This window comes from Glutamicibacter sp. TV12E (assembly GCF_052441935.1).
GTDB lineage: Bacteria > Actinomycetota > Actinomycetes > Actinomycetales > Micrococcaceae > Glutamicibacter.
Genome location: NZ_JBQVVF010000001.1, coordinates 912,481 through 928,240 on the forward strand (window position 1 = coordinate 912,481; position 15,760 = coordinate 928,240).

Here is a 15,760-nt window from a genome sequence, read left to right on the forward strand (position 1 = left end):
CATGTGGTGCAGGTCATGAGGGATTGCGGAGGCACAAAATGTTCGCCGAAGAACGACACCGGCTGATCGTCGAGCAGCTTGAGACGGACGGAAAAGTTTCCGTCGCACAACTGTCCGAACGCTTCGAGATCACCCGGGAAACGGTCCGCCGCGACCTGGCCCAACTCGAATCGGAAAACTTCTTGCGCCGCGTCCACGGCGGAGCGGTCACCACCACCGAGGCAAGCACCCGCGAGGAAAGCCACCTGGTGCGCACCGCCATCCACTCCGATGCCAAGTCCCGGATCGCCCAGCGCGCCTTGAGCCTGCTGCCGGTCTCGGACGCCTCGGTCATCATCGACGCCGGCACCACCACCGAGTTCCTCGCCGAACGCATGCTGCGCACCAACGCCAGCGCCGGCTTGGTCATCATCACCCACGCCCTGCCCATTGCCTCCGTACTGGTCCAGAGCCAGGATGCCACCCTGGAACTCATCGGCGGACGCGTCCGCGGCCTGACCGGAGCCACCTCCGGGGCGCAAACCGTCGAGGAATACTCGCGGCACCGCGCAGACATCGCCTTCATCGGCACCAACGGGCTGCACGCAGGCTTTGGCTTGAGCACCCCGGATCCGCTGGAAGCCGCCGTGAAGCGCGCACTCGTCAACAGCGCACGCCGCGTGGTGCTGCTGGCCGACAGCTCCAAGTTCGACCAGGAAACCCTGGTCTGCTTTGCCCGCCTGGAATCCATTGACACCCTGGTGACCGACCAGCAGCCCGGCGAGGAACTCGCCGCTGCCCTGGAAGCCGCTGATGTAGAGGTTGTGATCGCGTGATTGTCACCCTGACCGTCAACCCGGCCTTGGACAAGACCATTGAACTGGGCGAACCGCTGTCGCACGGCGCGGTGCAGCGCGCTACCGCCAGCCACGTGCAGGCAGCGGGCAAGGGAGTGAATGTCTCGCGCGCCATCGCCGCGGCCGGCGTGCCGACCCTGGCAGTGCTGCCCGGCGCGAGCACCGATCCGCTGATCACCGCGCTGTCCAGCGACAAGCTGGCCCACCGCACCCTGTCGATCACCGAGCCGCTGCGCACCAATATCACCCTGACCGATCCCGATGGCACCACCACCAAGATCAACGAGCCCGGTCCGGCCCTGAATGCGCAGCAGCTGGCAGAGCTCGGCGGCCTGGTGGCCGACGCGGCCGCCAGCGCCGACTGGCTGGTGCTGGCCGGTTCGCTTCCGCCGTCAGTCCCCGCCGACTTCTACGCCCAGCTCACCGCCAAGCTTCGTGCCGACTTGGGCCAGAAGTGCCCGAAGATCGCGGTGGACACTTCCGGAGCGCCTTTGATCGAGCTCTTCGCCCACGGCGCGCAGCACATCCCCGATCTGATCAAGCCCAATGCCGAAGAGCTGGCTGAACTGGTCGGAGGCTGCGACGAAGCGGCGCTGGAAGGCTCGATAGAGCTGGCCGCCGACTGCGCCAAGAAGCTGCTGGAGACGGGCATCGGCGCGGTCCTGGCCACTCTGGGAGCCAAGGGCGCACTGCTGGTCACCGAGCAGGGTGTCTGGCACGGATCGCACACCCCGATCACCCCGCGCAGCACGGTAGGGGCCGGCGATTCCTCGCTGGCTGGCTACCTGCTGGCAGATGTTGCAGGGGCCAGCGCCCCTGAACGGCTGAAAAACGCCGTCGCCTACGGGGCTGCCGCCACGCAGCTGCCTGGCTCCACCATCCCTAAAGAATCCGATCTCACCGTTGACGCCGTCACCGTCGACGAACTTACTTCAACGCAAGGAACCGAGTCATGAGTGAACTAATCACCGCAGAGCTCGTGCTGCTCGATGCCGATCTGGGCAACAGCACGGGCGAGGTCATCGAAAAGCTGGCGTCACTGGTTGCCGAACAGGGCCGTGCCACCGATGCCGGCGCCCTCGCCGCCGACGGCAAGGCCCGCGAAGCCAAGACCGCCACCGGCGTTCCCGGCGGCATTGCCATTCCGCATTGCCGTTCGGCAGCGGTGACCGTGCCCACCTTGGCCATGGCCCGCCTGAACCCGAAGGTGGACTTCGGCGCCAAGGACGGCGAGGCCGACCTTGTCTTCTTCATCGCCGCCCCAGATGGCGCCGACCAGGCCCACCTCAAGCTGCTTTCCAAGCTCGCCCGCGCGCTGGTGAAGAAGTCCTTCACCGCCTCCTTGCGTGCCGCGCAAAGTGAAGCCGAGATCGTTGAACTGGTCCGCGACGTCGTTTCCGACGCCCCTGCCGCGGCGCCTGCCCCGGCGGCCGCTGCTCCGGCTCCAACCGCTGAGGCAGCCGACGGCGCTCCCAAGAAGAAGTCGATCGTTGCGGTCACCGCCTGCCCTACCGGCATCGCCCACACCTACATGGCTGCCGACTCGCTGGCCCAGACCGCCGAGGAAATGGGCGTGGACTTCGCCGTGGAAACCCAGGGCTCCTCGGGTTCCACCCCGCTGGACCCAGCGGTGATCGAGGCCGCCGACGCCGTGATCTTCGCGGTGGATGTGGACGTGCGCGACCGTGGCCGCTTCGCCGGCAAGCCGGTCATCCAGGTTCCGGTCAAGCGCGGCATCGATGAGCCGGAAAAGCTGATCAACGACGCCATCGCGGCCTCCGAGGATCCCCAGGCCCGCCGTGTTCCCGCCGGGACCACCGCAACGGCCGAGGAGAAGAACGGCTCCGAGTCCTTCGGCGCGGGCCTGAAGCGCGCCCTGCTCACCGGTGTCTCCTACATGATTCCTTTTGTTGCCGGTGGCGGCCTGCTCATCGCGCTGGGCTTCCTGCTCGGCGGCTACTCGATCACTGATGTGGCCGATGACGTGCTGGGATCCAACACCCTGTTCAACCTGCCCGGTGCCGACGTCATGTCGCAGCTTGAGACCCCATTCGGACCGCTGGGAGCCTACCTCGGCGCGGTGGCCTTCAAGATCGGTGGCCTGTCCATGGGCTTCCTGGTTCCGGCGCTGGGCGGCTACATCGCCTACGCCTACGCCGACCGCCCGGGCATCGCGCCGGGCTTCACCGCAGGCGCGGTGGCCGGCTTCATGGGAGCCGGGTTCATCGGCGGCATTGTCGGCGGCTTGATCGCCGGCCTGGCCTGCCGCTGGATCAACTCGTGGAATGTTCCACGCTGGATGCGCGGGCTGATGCCCGTGGTCATCGTGCCGCTGCTGGGCTCGATCATCGCCTCGGGCTTGATGTTCCTGTTCCTCGGTGGTCCTATCGCCAAGCTGACCGAAGCCTTGAACAACTGGCTCTCGGGCATGTCCGGCACCGCCGCAGCCGTGCTCGGCCTGGTGCTCGGCCTGATGATGGCCGTCGACCTCGGCGGACCAGTGAACAAGGTGGCGTACTCCTTCGCCGTGGCCGGACTGGGTACCGCGTCGCTGGCCGATAACCCCGCCCCAATGATGATCATGGCTGCCGTCATGGCCGCCGGCATGGTTCCGCCGCTGGCGATGGCCCTGGCCACCACCATCAGCGCCAAGCTGTTCACCGAGGCAGAACGCGAAAACGGCAAGGCCGCCTGGCTGCTGGGTGCCGCGTTCATCTCCGAAGGCGCCATTCCCTTCGCGGCTGCCGACCCGCTGCGCGTGATCCCCGCCTCGATGATCGGTGCCGGTGTCACCGGCTCGCTGATCATGAGCTTCGATGTGGTCAGCCAGGCCCCGCACGGCGGCATCTTCGTCTTCTTCGCCATGAACAACACCTGGCCGCTGTTCCTGCTGGCCACCTTGATTGGTACGGTTATCTCAGCAGCAGCAGTTATCGTTCTGAAGAAGTATGTACGCAAGGCTCCTGCGGGAGCCGCTGAACCGGCAAAGGTCGCAGCATGAGCAAGCAGTTCACCGGAGTAGGCGTGAGCGCCGGACGCGTCATCGGGCACGTGCGCCGCATGCCTGAGCCAATCGTTGCGCCGGCAGATGGCGCGCCGCTGCCGCAGGGCGTGAGTCCCGAGGAAGAAACACAGCGCCTGGCCGAGGCCTCCAAAGCCGTCGCCACCGGGCTCAAGGAGCGCGCCGCGCTCGCAACCGGAGATGCGCAGGCAGTGCTGAAGGCCACCGCTTTGATGGCCAGCGACCGCAGCCTGATCAAGTCGGCGACCAAGCTGGTTGCCGGTGGCACCTGCGCCGAATCAGCAATCTGGGAAGCTGCCGACGCTGTAGCCACCCAGCTGACCGCGCTGGGCGGCTACATGGCAGAACGCGCCGGGGACGTGCTGGACGTGCGCGCCCGCATCGTGGCAGAGCTGCGTGGAGTCCCGGCCCCGGGCATCCCGGATTCGGATCAGCCGTTCATCCTGGCCGCCGTGGATCTTGCCCCGGCGGACACCGCAACCCTGGATCCGGCCAAGGTGCTGGCCCTGGTCACCTCCGATGGCGGACCGCAGTCGCACACCGCGATCATCGCCCGCTCGCTGGGCCTGCCGGCCATCGTTGCCGCACCGGACACCACGGAGCTGGCCGACGGGGACTATGTTTTTGTCGATGGCATCGACGGCCTGGTGATCACCGACCCCAGTGCTGCCGAAGAGCACCTGGCGGCGACCTACGCCAACCGCGAAGTCCTTCCGGACTTCACCGGCACCGGCGAGCTTTCCGATGGCTACCGCGTGCCGCTGCTGTCCAATGTGGGCAGCGGCGATGACGCACAGCTGGCCGCCGCAGCCGGCGCCGAAGGCGTAGGCCTGCTGCGCACCGAGTTCTGCTTCCTGGGCAAGGAAAAGGAACCGACACATGAAGAGCAGGTTTCCGCATACGGCGCTGTGTTTGCTGCCTTCCCGGGCAAGAAGGTTGTTGTCCGCACCCTGGATGCGGGTGCCGACAAGCCGTTGCCCTTCTTGACCGACTCCAGCGAGCCGAATCCTGCGCTGGGTGTGCGCGGCTACCGCACCGACCTGTCCAGCCCCGGCGTGCTGGAACGCCAGCTCAAGGCCATCGCCCAGGCTGCGGATGAGCATGAAGCGGATGTCTGGGTGATGGCGCCGATGATCTCCACCCCGGCCGAAGCGGAAGATTTCGCAAAGATGGCCCGGGCCGCTGGCCTGGCCACCGCCGGAACCATGATCGAGGTCCCATCGGCAGCGGTACTGGCCGGCCAGATCCTGCAGCGCTGTGATTTCGTGTCCATTGGCACCAACGACTTGACCCAGTACACCATGGCTGCGGACCGGCAGTTGGGCACCTTGGCCGAGCTCAATGATCCATGGCAGCCTGCTGTGCTGCACATGGTGGCTGCCACCACCGCCGGTGCGCAAAGCGCGGGCGGCAAGCCGGTGGGCGTGTGCGGCGAAGCCGCTGCCGACCCGGCCCTGGCCGTGGTGCTGGTGGGCTTGGGTGTCACCACCTTGTCCATGAACAAGCGCGCACTGGCTCCGGTCTCGGCGGTATTGCGCACCGTGGACTTCGCCAAGGCACAGCGCCTGGCCAAGGTGGCCCTGGATGCGCCGTCGGCCGAACTGGCCCGCAGCGCCGTGCGCGCTGAGCTGAGCGAATTGGACCGCTTCGGCTTGTAGGCCACTAGAATTTATCGTCAACCACTGTTCACAAGATCCCCAAGGAGCCCATCATGGCAGAACGTAAAGCAATCATCGGCAGCCGCGTCGGCCTGCACGCCCGCCCGGCAGCTATCTTCGCCGAAGCCGCAGCAGAACTTCCGGTAGAGGTCACCATCGCGCTGGAGGGCGAACCAGCAGAAGACGCAATGGACGCATCAAGCATCCTGTCGCTGATGGGACTGGGCGCCGAGCACGGCACCACCGTGGTGCTGCGTGCCGAAGGCGACGGCGCAGATGCAGCGCTGGACCAGCTGGTCACCATCTTGGAGACCGACCACGACGCTGAGTAGTTTTCAACTTGGAAAACAGGGAGCAGGCCAGCTGGCTTGCTCCCTGTTTGTGCATGCCCGCATGGGCTTGACGTGAGGGCGGGAATCCTGGCGAACCGGGCGTGCCGTCACCGGTCGGCGAAGCTCGGCAGTCCTCTCAAGGACACTTAGCTATCGATCGCGCGGTCATCCGGCACGGTCGAAAGCCCAATTGACGCATGGCGCACCGGGGGATTCAACGTCTCGAGGATCTCGTGGAGTTTCTTGCATGCCCGTTGCACGACGGACCTGAGCCAAGAATTGGCCGGATCATCATCGCGGTTCGTATGCCAGAACATCGCTTCCACCAATGCCGCTTCATGCTCCACTGGAAAGTCGACAATTGCCAGATTGGTTCCCCGCGAGTATTTGTAGGCCAGCATGCGTGGCACCAGGGCCATCAAGTCGGTTCCTTCCACCAGCAATGGCAGGGAAAGCAGCCCCTGAACCCGGGCGGCAACAGCGGGAGACTCGCCCAAGACATCCCAGAACTGGTCACCTGGCGTCCGGATTTCGGAGCCGAAAAACCCGACAGCCTGCGGTAATTTCACCAGGTCCTTGGCGCTGAGACCCGGCTTGTCCAGCACCGGATTGCCGGCATCCAAGACCGCGACGAAGCTATCGCGGAACACCGGTTTGCCGTGCCCGGGCAGGTCATAGCCCATGGGCCCAACTATCAAATCCCATTTCCCGTAGGTACTGCGATCCCAGGATGCCGCCGAAGTCGGAGTGATCTCCACCGAAACCGCCGGTGCTTCGACCCGCAGAATCGCGCGCAACGGCTCGACCAGCATCGCCGCCACATAGTCGGATGCCACGATCACGAACTTTCGATCGCTGGTGGCTGGATTGAATTGGCTCTTGATAGTCGAGACCCGGTCAATGCCGTGCATTGCCGATTCCACCAGCGGTTGCAGGTCCTGGGCCAATGGGGTCAGCTCGTAGCCGCGCCCGGAACGCACCAGCAATTCATCGTCGAAATAGCGGCGCAGCCTGGACAGTGCTGCGCTTGTTGCCGGCTGGCTCAGCCCCAAGAAATCCGCTGCCCGCGTGACATTGCGCATGCTCAGCAGGCTTTGCAGCACCGGCAGCAGATTGATATCAAGATTCTTCATGGTGCCAGCTTAGACTTCGCTTCCCTCATAGTGCCGGTTCCACTTGTGGCAAGGTGTTTTCGGTGGTTGTCTGCACTGAAGCGAGCCGGCTCGCAGCCGATTACTTCAGTGCATCCGAGATGGATTTAGCACCTCCATGGGACGTTTGGCCCCCGTCGACCGGTATTTCGGCGCCGTTCACAAATGACGATAGATTGCTGAGCAAAAACAGCACCACATTGGCAACTTCCTCACTGCTCCCGGCGCGGCCCAACGGCGTTTCGGCAATGGCTGCCTCGCGGAAGCCCGTCTTGGCTCCGTTGGTCATCGCCGTTTCGATAAATCCCGGGTGAACCGAATTCACCCGGATCCCGGCCGGTCCCAGCTCCATGCAGGCAACCTGGTTCAAGCCCCGCAGCGCCCACTTGCTGGTAGTGTATGCCACCGGATAGTGGGCGCTCAGCCCGGCCACGGAACCGATATTGACAATGGATGATCCCCGGGTGAACAAGGAAGACAATTCCTGGATCCCTAATAGGGCCCCGGCCACGTTCACCTCATAAACCCGGTGCAGTTGCTCCAAGCTGACCTCTGCCAGGCGGTCGCGCTGGGTGATCCCGGCGTTGTTCACCAGCCCGTGCAGCGTGCCACCGTCAAGCTGCGCCGCCAGCTCTTCCCATTGGGCACGCTGCGTGACATCAAGTTGGCGGTAGATCAATTGCCCCGGTCCGCTCAGGCCAAGCAATTCGTCAAGGACCTGGGCAGACAGGGCAACGGCGAATACCCGGCAGCCGTGTTCGACGAGCAGCCGTGCTTCGGCGCTTCCCTGTCCCTGCCCGTCACCACCACGGTTTTCCCGGCTAGGCCCAGATTCATGCTTGGGACCGCTGGGAAGCTCCAAGCCGTGGGCGCGGCCTGGAAGGAACCCGGGTGATAGCCTCGCGGCGCGCTCCTACCGTATTGCTGATGATTCCGATCCCTTCCACACTCATCTCCACGGTGTCCGCCGGTTGTAGCGGCGGCGGGGTCTGCGCGCCATTTCGCCCCCACAGCTCGGCCAGGCAGCCACTGCCGCAGGTGCCTGAACCAAGCGCATCCCCCGGGCGCACTACCGAGTCGGCGGAGGCATAGGCCACCAGTTCAGCGAAGGGCCATCCCATATGCGAGAGCAAATCCAACCCGATCTGCTGTTTATTGACGCTCACCTTCATCTCCAGGGCCAAGAACCCCTGATCATCATGCAGGTGCTCGAACTCGTCTGCCGTCACGATCCATGGGCCCAGGGTGCTGGCGAAATCCTTGCCCTTGCAGGGGCCCAGGCTCACCTTCATTTCCCGGCGCTGCAGATCCCTGGCGGACCAGTCGTTGAAGATGGTGTAGCCGAAGATATGCTGATGAGCCGTCGCCGCATCCAGGTTCTCGCCATTGCTTCCGGCCACGGACCCGATCACCGCGGCAACTTCAAGCTCGAAGTCCAGCTCCACGCAGCCTGCTGGTATCGGGATGATTTCCCCGGTGCCACGCACGGTGTGCGGGTTGCCGAAGTAAAAGGTTGGAGCCTCATGCCATTGGGGTACAACCCCGGCAACACCATCCACCGAGATCCGCACCCCTTCGACGTGTTCTTCGAATGCCACAAAATCACGGATGGTTGGCGGCTTCAACGGGGCCAGCAGCTGCACCTGGTCCAGCGAGACCCACTCGCCTTCGGCTATTGCCAGTTCGGCGCGTTCCAAGGTCGCGGCCAGCCCCATTTCGCACAGGTCCTGAACGGTTCCACCATCATCCAGCGGGTAGCAGCGGCCATTGGCCACGAACCCGCTGCGTTCCTTGCCATTGGCCTGCATCCAGCGAGCGATAATCGCCATCAGCTTTCACTGCCTTCCAATACCGTTTTTCCGCTAAGCGCCAAGGATTTCAACCCGAGATCCGCAGCATTCAGACGAAGGATCGCTTCGCGTTCGCCCTGTCCCAGCGCAGCAGCTTCAACTGCCTCCACCGGATAATCGCTGCCCATATCAAATGGGAAGTCAGAGCCCAAAAGCACACGGTAGGCACCCACCGATTGCGCCAGATGGACCAGCTCCACAGAGCTGTGCACCAGCGAATCGAACCAGAGGCGGGAGAGGTAGCTCGAGGGAGCGTGTTCGCAAACCCGCGCCTCGGGGCGGACTTCCCACGCATGATCCGAACGCCCGATCACTTGCGGCAGATAGCCGCCGCCATGGGCGGCAACCAGTTTCAGCGCAGGGAAGCGGTCAAGCACCCCGGCGAAAATAAAGTGGGATAGCGCGACCGCATTCTCCGCCGGCTGCGCCACGGTATTGGCCAGGTAGAATTTGTCCAGTCGGGCTTCTAAGGGGCATCCGAAGGGATGCAGGAAGATGACCGCGCCAAGTTCTTCGGCTCGGACCCAGAACGGATCCAGCCGCGGATCAGAGAGTTCAACTGTCCCGCCCTGCGGATCCGGCGCATATGACCCGATTTCAACCCCAGCCAATCCCCGGGTGAGCACCGCATCTTCCAAGGCCGCCACCATGAGTTGCGGGTGCTGCAGCGGCGCAAGCCCCAGGCCGTGGAATCGAGCAGGGGCTTGTTCGATGTACTCGCGGACCAGGCGGTTGGCTTCTTGGTACAGCGTGGTCGCAAGCTGCGTGCCGGCAAACGCATAATAATGCGAGGGAGACGGTGAAATGATTTGCACATCCACTCGGCTCTTGCCCATATGTTCAAGCCGTGCGCCCACGTCGGTGAGCAACGGCCAGCGTTCACGGATCATCAACCCCGAATTCTGCTGCGAGGCTGCGCCATTGCGCACCAAGTCAGTCTGCTTCTGATCGGCCAGTCCTTCCGGGTTGCGCTCCTTGACCAGAGCTTCGAGCTGCGGAAGCAGCACATGTGCATGGACGTCGATGATTGGTTGCTGATCGCTCATGCCGGCACCGCCAGCTTCGAGGCGAGGCCGCCCATCAAGCCCGGAACATCGGCGTCCTTTTCGCCATCCAGGAGCCATTGGCCCAGCTGCACCGATGCGTTAACCACTGCGCTCGCCCGATCAGCACGGCGGGCATGGAACTGCTCCCACAAATCCTGGTCGAGCGCCTCGGAGGCAATCAACAATTCGGCCAGCACCGCGGCATCTTCCAGGGCCATGGCAGCACCTTGGGCAATAGTTGGAGGGCAGGAGTGCGCAGCGTCGCCAATGATGACGGAACGGCCGCGGTGCCAGTCCCCCTCCACCACATGAGCGGTGAACTGGGTGTAGTTCACCGGGGCGCCGTCAATTAGCGACTGCTGGATTTCATTCCACGGTCCTCCGTAGGCGGCGGCCAGTTCTGCCATGATCGAGGTGTCGTTCTGATCATGGCGGTCTTGGGCTCGCTCAACGAGGTAGGCATACATGTCCTGCTGCCCGGTGGGGCAGTATCCAGCGATGAAGCAGCTTCCGCCATAGGTCAGGTCGGTTCGGACCACCTCGACCGGGCGTGGGACAAACGCGCGCCATATCCCCATCCCGGTGGGCTTCGGTTCAGCGGCGAATCCGAGGAGCTGACGCACCGTCGAATGAATTCCGTCGGCACCCACCAAGAGGTCGTATTCCCTGGTGGTTCCGTTTTCGGTGGTCACTCGCGCCGTGCTGTCAAGATTTTCAACGGACTTCACTTTCTGGCCATAGCTGATCACTACCCCCGCGGCGAGCGCCCGCTCACGCATGATGGCCGCTAGCGTGGGCCTGTACATCCCGAAGGTTGCCGGGAGATCCGGTCCTCCGGTCTGAATTTCATCGAGGATGGCCACTACCGTTCCCTCGGGGTTCGGGGCGCGCAGCCCCAGGTCGTTGAAGGCGTAGCCGTTGCGCGAAACCCCCTCCCACACCCCTAGCTGGCGCAGGATTCGCAACGCATTTCCCTGCAGCGTGATCCCGGAGCCCAGGACCGACGGGGCATCGGACTTCTCCAAGATTTCGGTGCTGATTCCCGCATCAGCCAGGAATGCTGCCAGCGCCAGGCCGGCAGCTCCGGCGCCGACGATTCCCACGGTAGATACTGCGGCCATCTGATTTTCTCCTATGTTTTTCTCGTGAACCGTTGCCTATTTGATGGCTAGCGGATTAACCGGCGAGCCTACGGCCCCCACGATATGCAATGGCGCGGCGCTGAGCATGAATTCGTAGATTCCGTCCTCAGCGCAGTGCAACGCCAAGCCATCCGGATCCCACATCTCCCCGAGGAACAATCCAATGTTGGGGATCGCTACCTGGTGCAGGGGCTGGAAGGCGCCGTCGAACTCGTTGGGACGGACTTCGAATCCCCAGGTATCGGTGGCTATCGCCGCAATTTCGCTGCGGTGCAGCCACCCTGCGGTGCCGAAGGACAGCCCGGGAGCGGATCCTCCGGCATAATCCTGCCAGCCCAGGCGCTTTGCGCGGGTGTACTGCCCGGTCCGGATGATGACAATATCTCCGCGGCCCACCTGTGAATTCGGCCCCTGGACCGCGATCGTCTGTTCCAGATGTTCTTCAGTAATGGCAAAACCATCCGGCAGTTCACCATCCACTCCGCAGGCCCGGCCGACATCCAGCAGCACGCCCCTGGAGAGAATATGGGAAGCAGCGGTTTCGATTCCGGTGACCTGGTCCCCCTCGGAGGTCACCACGCTGCCGGCCCGGCGGCCGTTCCAGGCTTTGCCGCGGTCGAAAATGTGCCCTAGGCCGTCCCACTGGGTTGAGCATTGGAGCGGCATCGAAATCACGTCATCTGCGCCACCGAAGCCGTGGGGGAAACCTTGCATGTTGTGTTCAGCTTCCACCCCGGTATCGGTCATGGTGTGGACCGGATTGGTGCGGCGGCGCCACCCCTTCTGCGGGCCTTCGGAACTGAAAGGCTGCGACAGGGAAAAGGTGATGCCGCTGCGCACCAGGGATGCCGCCTGCACTCGTTTGTCCTCGGTGATGAAATTGAGGGTGCCCAGCACATCATCTTCTCCCCAACGCCCCCAGTTGCGGTAGCGTTCGGCGGCCTGATTGATGGCTTGTTCCGCAGATACCCCGGCCCGAGGGCGGGCTTCGGTGCTCATACCCGAACCTCGTCCCGGCATGCCACGCTCTGGGTGCCTAGGGAGGTGATGCTTCCCTCCATGACGTCCCCGTCTTTCAGCAGCCGTCCCCAGTGCGCCCCGTTTCCAGCCGGCGAACCGGTTAATACGAGGTCGCCGGGCAGCAGCGGCATGTTCCAGGATGCATGGGACACCAGCTGGGCCACGCTGAAGATCATGTCTGCGGTTGATTCTTGCTGCATCACCTGTCCGTTGAGCTTGAGTGTCACGGTCAATTGCTGCGGGTCTGAAATGAACTTCGAAGGAACCAGCAGCGGCCCGGTCGGAAAGAATCCCGGGGCGTTTTTGGCCCGGTACCAATCCGAGCCGATGGCTGGCATGTCCTTGCGGAAAACGAGATCACGGGTCGTGATGTCGTTAACCATGGTGTAGCCGAAGACATGCTCCAGAGCCTGTTCGACGCTGACCCGATAGGTGTATTTTCCGATGACCGCGGCAAGCTCCAATTCCCAGTCATGGGACTGGGAGTAGTACGGTAACGAAAGCTCGTCGTTGGGTGCGGCAATTGCCGCGGGCAGCCCGATGAAAAAATACGGCAAGCCCTCCTCGGAGCGCTTGTCCATCATCCGCGCGGTCTGCTCGCGGACTTCTTCTTCGCTCTGGTCATCTTTCTTGTGCGATACCGCTAGGTCGATGACGTGGGTGCGGTAGTTCGCACCGGCCTGGATGATCTGTTGCGGCTGCACCGGGGCAAGCAGGCGGACGTCGTTTTCGTTCAGCGAATCCTGGGTGGAGCCGCTGGCGAGCAGCTGTTCAACCGTAGTTTCCCAGGTAGCCCAGTTCTGGATCAGGTCGTTGATCTGAACCGGCAGCGGGTGAACTTGTCCATCCACGAGCACACCGGCCTGTTCCGTCTGCGAACCGGGCTGGGCGAATCGGATCAGCGAGTAGGCCATCGTCCTAGCCCCGTCCCTGCTCTGCGTATGGGTTCAGCAAGGCGGCCTTCATTTCTTCCGAGGCCCCCTCTTCGGTGGCGGTAAAGCCTTCGGCCGGAGGGAAGGATTCGGTCATTGAATGAGGCATGGCGCCATTGCGGTAGAAGTTGTTCGACCCTTCGGACGGGGTCCAGGTGTTGGCCTCCCAGTCCGGCACGTAGTTGCGGTAGCCGCCGGAGTTCAACTCGACACGCAGTCCGCTTGGTTCGCGGAAGTACAGGAAATTCTGCTCGCCGATGCCGTGGATGGACGGCCCGTATTCCATGGGGGTTCCGTTCTCCATCATCACGTCAGCGGTGCGCAGCAGATCCTCGTGGGTGTCGACCCAGAAGGCAATGTGGTTCACGCGTCCGGGGGAGTTGGAGGTATCCAGCACCACGCCAAGGTCGTGTGACTTTTCGTTGGTGGTCAAGACCGAGAACACGGTGATTGGCGCTTCGTCGAGTTCGGTGAAGGCCATGATGCGGAAGTCCAGTGCCTTGTTGTACCAGTCGGCGAAACCCCGCACATCCGAGCTGGCCACGGTGACGTGGTCCAGGAAGCGCGGGGCGGCAGCGTGGCTGCTGCGCTTCTCCGGGCGGTCGGGGTAGATGGAGGCGAATTCTTCGTCAGCGGCGAAGCGCTCCACGTCGTAGACCAAACGCATGTGGTGGCCATAGGGGCCAGTGAATTCATAGGCACGACCGTAGCCCAGGCCGCCTTCGCTCCAGGCACCCTGCACGCCGCTGGCTTCGACTTGTGCCGCGGCAGCTTCGAGGGCCGCCGCGCTGTTTGTCCGCCACGCCATACGGGCCAACGAGGCGACTTCGCCGGGAACAACTACCAGGCTGTAGCGGTAGTAATCGCCCCAGCAGCGCAGGTAGATCTTTCCCTCGGCTCGGTCGACGATGCGCATGCCGAACTTTTCCTCATAGAAAACCGCCGAGGCTTCGACATCGGGGCTGGTGATTTCCAGATGGGCCAGGTGGGAGAGTGGACGTTCCATGGTTATGCCTTTCAGGTTGCCGTGGCCGATGACTGTGAGCCACAACACCAGTTTGAGCCGGTTCAAGTATTTGTGGAACAGAGAAATGAATATGCTTGATATTTGTTTAACAAATACCAATGGTGCCCGCCAGCATGGCGGGCACCATTGCCAATTACACCGCGGTGGCGGGATCCGGCACGGCACTCAGCCCAGCGTCCACTGCAAGGTCATGAGCTAGTTGACGGGCGCCGCGAACAGCGATGGCAACACTCATCAACGTTGGGTTCATGGCCGTGGCAGTGGGAATCAGCGCATTGCCGCCGACCACAAGATTCGAGTGCCCCCACACCCTTGAATAGGGGTCAGCGACGCTGCTTCCGTCGTTGCGCTCCCCCATTCGCATGGTGCCCTGGTAATGCAGGCTGGAGCCGTTGGGCATCAGCCGCGGTTCTGCGACAAAGGCGCCCAGCGCCTGCCCGGCGCGTCGCAAGCGGAGCGTCGCTTGCTCGATTTCAGCTTCCTCCAGCTCGGTCAAGGAGTAGTCGATCCGCATATTGGGAAGCCCGCGGTAGTCAAGTTCTTGGTCGTCAAAACTCACCGCGTCCTCGTACCGCGGCCGCTTGCGCATCCCATAGCCCATATTGACGTAGCCCCACTTGTTGTTCGCATGCTCGGCCTGCGGCTCCATGGGGAATGGCGTGGATTCGGTGTACATCACCTGGACGGAGAACGGATGCCCGGGCTCGGAGAACGGGATCCGATTCACCGCTGCCACCGGATCCGCCGGATTTAATGCCCTGCGGGCCAACTCCGCGGCGAGGTCTTCCTCGGTGGCAAAACGCTGCATTTTATCGGCATCCAGGGCCACGGTGGAGATCACCACTGGATGCTCGGTCAGGTAGTGGCCCAGCGCCGCAGGCCGGACACCCGAGGCCCAGAGCAGCTGCGGGGAACGGAAGGCGTCAGCGGCGACTACCACCGCGTCCGCGGCGAGAAAATTTTCTTCCCCGCTGCGCAGGTCTTTGTAATGCACCCCGGTGGCACGCTGCCCATCGAGCTCCACCTTGAGCACAAGGCTTAGATCACGCAGCTCGAATCGCGCAGCCTGTTCGCTTCCGGCACTCAGCAGCGGCCCGAGCACCATGTCGGCGCCAGCCCAGCGCATGGATCCATCCGGCTGCGGATCCCCAGCCACCGGCAGGGTTCCCACCCCATATCCTTTGGGCAGTTCGCCCCCGAATTCTTCATCCAGCAGCTTGCGGATGGCCTCCCCCACAGCGGAGTCCGCAAACGCGGCGCTTTGCACATGCAGCAGCTTTCTGGCCTGCGCCACCAATGATTCCCATTCGCCGTCCGGGATAAAGGGAATCTTTTCGCTAAACGCGGGTTCCGGCGTTGCACAGGTCCAATGGGCGCCCTGTCCCCCGACGTTGGTTGCCGCCGCAGCAGCCGGAAAGCTGGCCGCGTGGGCTGCGCCGGGTCCACCAAAATCCAGGAGATGCGTTCCTTGGCGGGCAGTGAACATCCCCTCGGTGACGGTGGCTTCCGGGATCCCCAGGGATGCACGGTAGGCACCAGCTTGCGGGCCCTGGGACTTCTCCCGGGCTTCGGCCTTGACCTGGGGATCCTGGATATTGCGGACGCTCTCTCCCGGAATTTCGGTTAGTTGCGGGCCTGCTTCAAACATCACCAACCGCGCCCGGGGATGTTGCTCGATTAGCACCCGGGCGTAGGCCGAGCCGATGGGGCCGCTGCCGACAATGGCGATGGTGGGCTGAGACAT

Annotated in this window: 14 protein-coding genes; 5 read left to right on the forward strand and 9 right to left on the reverse strand. The window is 63.4% G+C overall.

Annotation, left to right across the window (positions count from 1 at the left end; genetic code table 11):
* Window positions 1–38 precede the first annotated feature (38 nt).
* From ACT7DV_RS04145 to ACT7DV_RS04165, 5 genes are read left to right on the forward strand one after another with little or no spacing between them, the layout of a single operon-like run.
* Window positions 39–815: a DeoR/GlpR family DNA-binding transcription regulator gene (locus ACT7DV_RS04145; protein ID WP_195181628.1), complete on the forward strand. Its 777-nt coding sequence runs from the start codon at window positions 39–41 to the stop codon at window positions 813–815.
* Window positions 812–1,792, forward strand: a complete 981-nt coding sequence (locus ACT7DV_RS04150) for a 1-phosphofructokinase family hexose kinase (protein ID WP_444661015.1) — start codon at window positions 812–814, stop codon at window positions 1,790–1,792. Before ACT7DV_RS04145 ends, ACT7DV_RS04150 begins: the two co-directional genes overlap by 4 nt.
* Window positions 1,789–3,837, forward strand: coding sequence for a PTS fructose transporter subunit IIABC (locus ACT7DV_RS04155; RefSeq protein ID WP_444661016.1), 2,049 nt, complete (start codon window positions 1,789–1,791; stop codon window positions 3,835–3,837). Before ACT7DV_RS04150 ends, ACT7DV_RS04155 begins: the two co-directional genes overlap by 4 nt.
* Complete coding sequence (gene ptsP / locus ACT7DV_RS04160; RefSeq protein ID WP_444661017.1) at window positions 3,834–5,516, forward strand: phosphoenolpyruvate--protein phosphotransferase; 1,683 nt, start codon at window positions 3,834–3,836, stop codon at window positions 5,514–5,516. The genes ACT7DV_RS04155 and ptsP overlap by 4 nt, the downstream gene beginning before the upstream one ends.
* Before the next feature lie 53 nt (window positions 5,517–5,569).
* Window positions 5,570–5,848, forward strand: coding sequence for an HPr family phosphocarrier protein (locus ACT7DV_RS04165; protein WP_195181632.1), 279 nt, complete (start codon window positions 5,570–5,572; stop codon window positions 5,846–5,848).
* 146 nt (window positions 5,849–5,994) lie between these two features.
* Here the strand turns inward: ACT7DV_RS04165 and ACT7DV_RS04170 are convergent, their stop codons facing one another.
* The 9 genes from ACT7DV_RS04170 to ACT7DV_RS04210 all read right to left on the reverse strand — a co-directional run bounded on the left by ACT7DV_RS04170 (window position 5,995) and on the right by ACT7DV_RS04210 (window position 15,760).
* Window positions 5,995–6,981 (reverse strand): LysR family transcriptional regulator, encoded by a 987-nt coding sequence (locus ACT7DV_RS04170; protein WP_444661018.1) that lies wholly within the window; start codon window positions 6,979–6,981, stop codon window positions 5,995–5,997.
* Between the two features lie 100 nt (window positions 6,982–7,081).
* Window positions 7,082–7,861 carry an SDR family NAD(P)-dependent oxidoreductase gene (locus ACT7DV_RS04175; RefSeq protein WP_444661019.1) on the reverse strand — a complete coding sequence of 260 codons (780 nt, stop codon included), beginning with the start codon at window positions 7,859–7,861 and terminating at the stop codon, window positions 7,082–7,084.
* Complete coding sequence (locus ACT7DV_RS04180) at window positions 7,833–8,828, reverse strand: fumarylacetoacetate hydrolase family protein (RefSeq protein WP_444661020.1); 996 nt, start codon at window positions 8,826–8,828, stop codon at window positions 7,833–7,835. The genes ACT7DV_RS04175 and ACT7DV_RS04180 overlap by 29 nt, the downstream gene beginning before the upstream one ends.
* Complete coding sequence (locus ACT7DV_RS04185; RefSeq protein ID WP_444661021.1) at window positions 8,828–9,895, reverse strand: amidohydrolase family protein; 1,068 nt, start codon at window positions 9,893–9,895, stop codon at window positions 8,828–8,830. Before ACT7DV_RS04185 ends, ACT7DV_RS04180 begins: the two co-directional genes overlap by 1 nt.
* On the reverse strand, window positions 9,892–11,016 hold the full coding sequence (locus ACT7DV_RS04190) for an FAD-dependent monooxygenase (RefSeq protein WP_444661022.1): 1,125 nt from the start codon (window positions 11,014–11,016) through the stop codon (window positions 9,892–9,894). The genes ACT7DV_RS04185 and ACT7DV_RS04190 overlap by 4 nt, the downstream gene beginning before the upstream one ends.
* Before the next feature lie 36 nt (window positions 11,017–11,052).
* Entirely contained in the window at window positions 11,053–12,036 is a 984-nt protein-coding gene (locus tag ACT7DV_RS04195; RefSeq protein WP_444661023.1) for a cyclase family protein, read from the reverse strand.
* Window positions 12,033–12,971 (reverse strand): fumarylacetoacetate hydrolase family protein, encoded by a 939-nt coding sequence (locus tag ACT7DV_RS04200; protein WP_444661024.1) that lies wholly within the window; start codon window positions 12,969–12,971, stop codon window positions 12,033–12,035. The genes ACT7DV_RS04195 and ACT7DV_RS04200 overlap by 4 nt, the downstream gene beginning before the upstream one ends.
* 4 nt (window positions 12,972–12,975) lie before the next feature.
* Window positions 12,976–13,995, reverse strand: a complete 1,020-nt coding sequence (locus ACT7DV_RS04205) for a VOC family protein (protein ID WP_444661025.1) — start codon at window positions 13,993–13,995, stop codon at window positions 12,976–12,978.
* A gap of 154 nt (window positions 13,996–14,149) precedes the next feature.
* Complete coding sequence (locus ACT7DV_RS04210) at window positions 14,150–15,760, reverse strand: GMC oxidoreductase (RefSeq protein WP_444661026.1); 1,611 nt, start codon at window positions 15,758–15,760, stop codon at window positions 14,150–14,152.

Coding starts and splice junctions, on each gene's coding strand:
- ACT7DV_RS04145 (WP_195181628.1), top strand. CDS start 39: ATGTTCGCCGAAGAACGACACCGGCTGATCGTCGAGCAGCTTGAGACG.
- ACT7DV_RS04155 (WP_444661016.1), top strand. CDS start 1,789: ATGAGTGAACTAATCACCGCAGAGCTCGTGCTGCTCGATGCCGATCTG.
- ptsP (WP_444661017.1), top strand. CDS start 3,834: ATGAGCAAGCAGTTCACCGGAGTAGGCGTGAGCGCCGGACGCGTCATC.
- ACT7DV_RS04165 (WP_195181632.1), top strand. CDS start 5,570: ATGGCAGAACGTAAAGCAATCATCGGCAGCCGCGTCGGCCTGCACGCC.
- ACT7DV_RS04170 (WP_444661018.1), bottom strand. CDS start 6,981: ATGAAGAATCTTGATATCAATCTGCTGCCGGTGCTGCAAAGCCTGCTG.
- ACT7DV_RS04180 (WP_444661020.1), bottom strand. CDS start 8,828: ATGGCGATTATCGCTCGCTGGATGCAGGCCAATGGCAAGGAACGCAGC.
- ACT7DV_RS04185 (WP_444661021.1), bottom strand. CDS start 9,895: ATGAGCGATCAGCAACCAATCATCGACGTCCATGCACATGTGCTGCTT.
- ACT7DV_RS04190 (WP_444661022.1), bottom strand. CDS start 11,016: ATGGCCGCAGTATCTACCGTGGGAATCGTCGGCGCCGGAGCTGCCGGC.
- ACT7DV_RS04195 (WP_444661023.1), bottom strand. CDS start 12,036: ATGAGCACCGAAGCCCGCCCTCGGGCCGGGGTATCTGCGGAACAAGCC.
- ACT7DV_RS04200 (WP_444661024.1), bottom strand. CDS start 12,971: ATGGCCTACTCGCTGATCCGATTCGCCCAGCCCGGTTCGCAGACGGAA.
- ACT7DV_RS04205 (WP_444661025.1), bottom strand. CDS start 13,995: ATGGAACGTCCACTCTCCCACCTGGCCCATCTGGAAATCACCAGCCCC.
- ACT7DV_RS04210 (WP_444661026.1), bottom strand. CDS start 15,760: ATGTCTCAGCCCACCATCGCCATTGTCGGCAGCGGCCCCATCGGCTCG.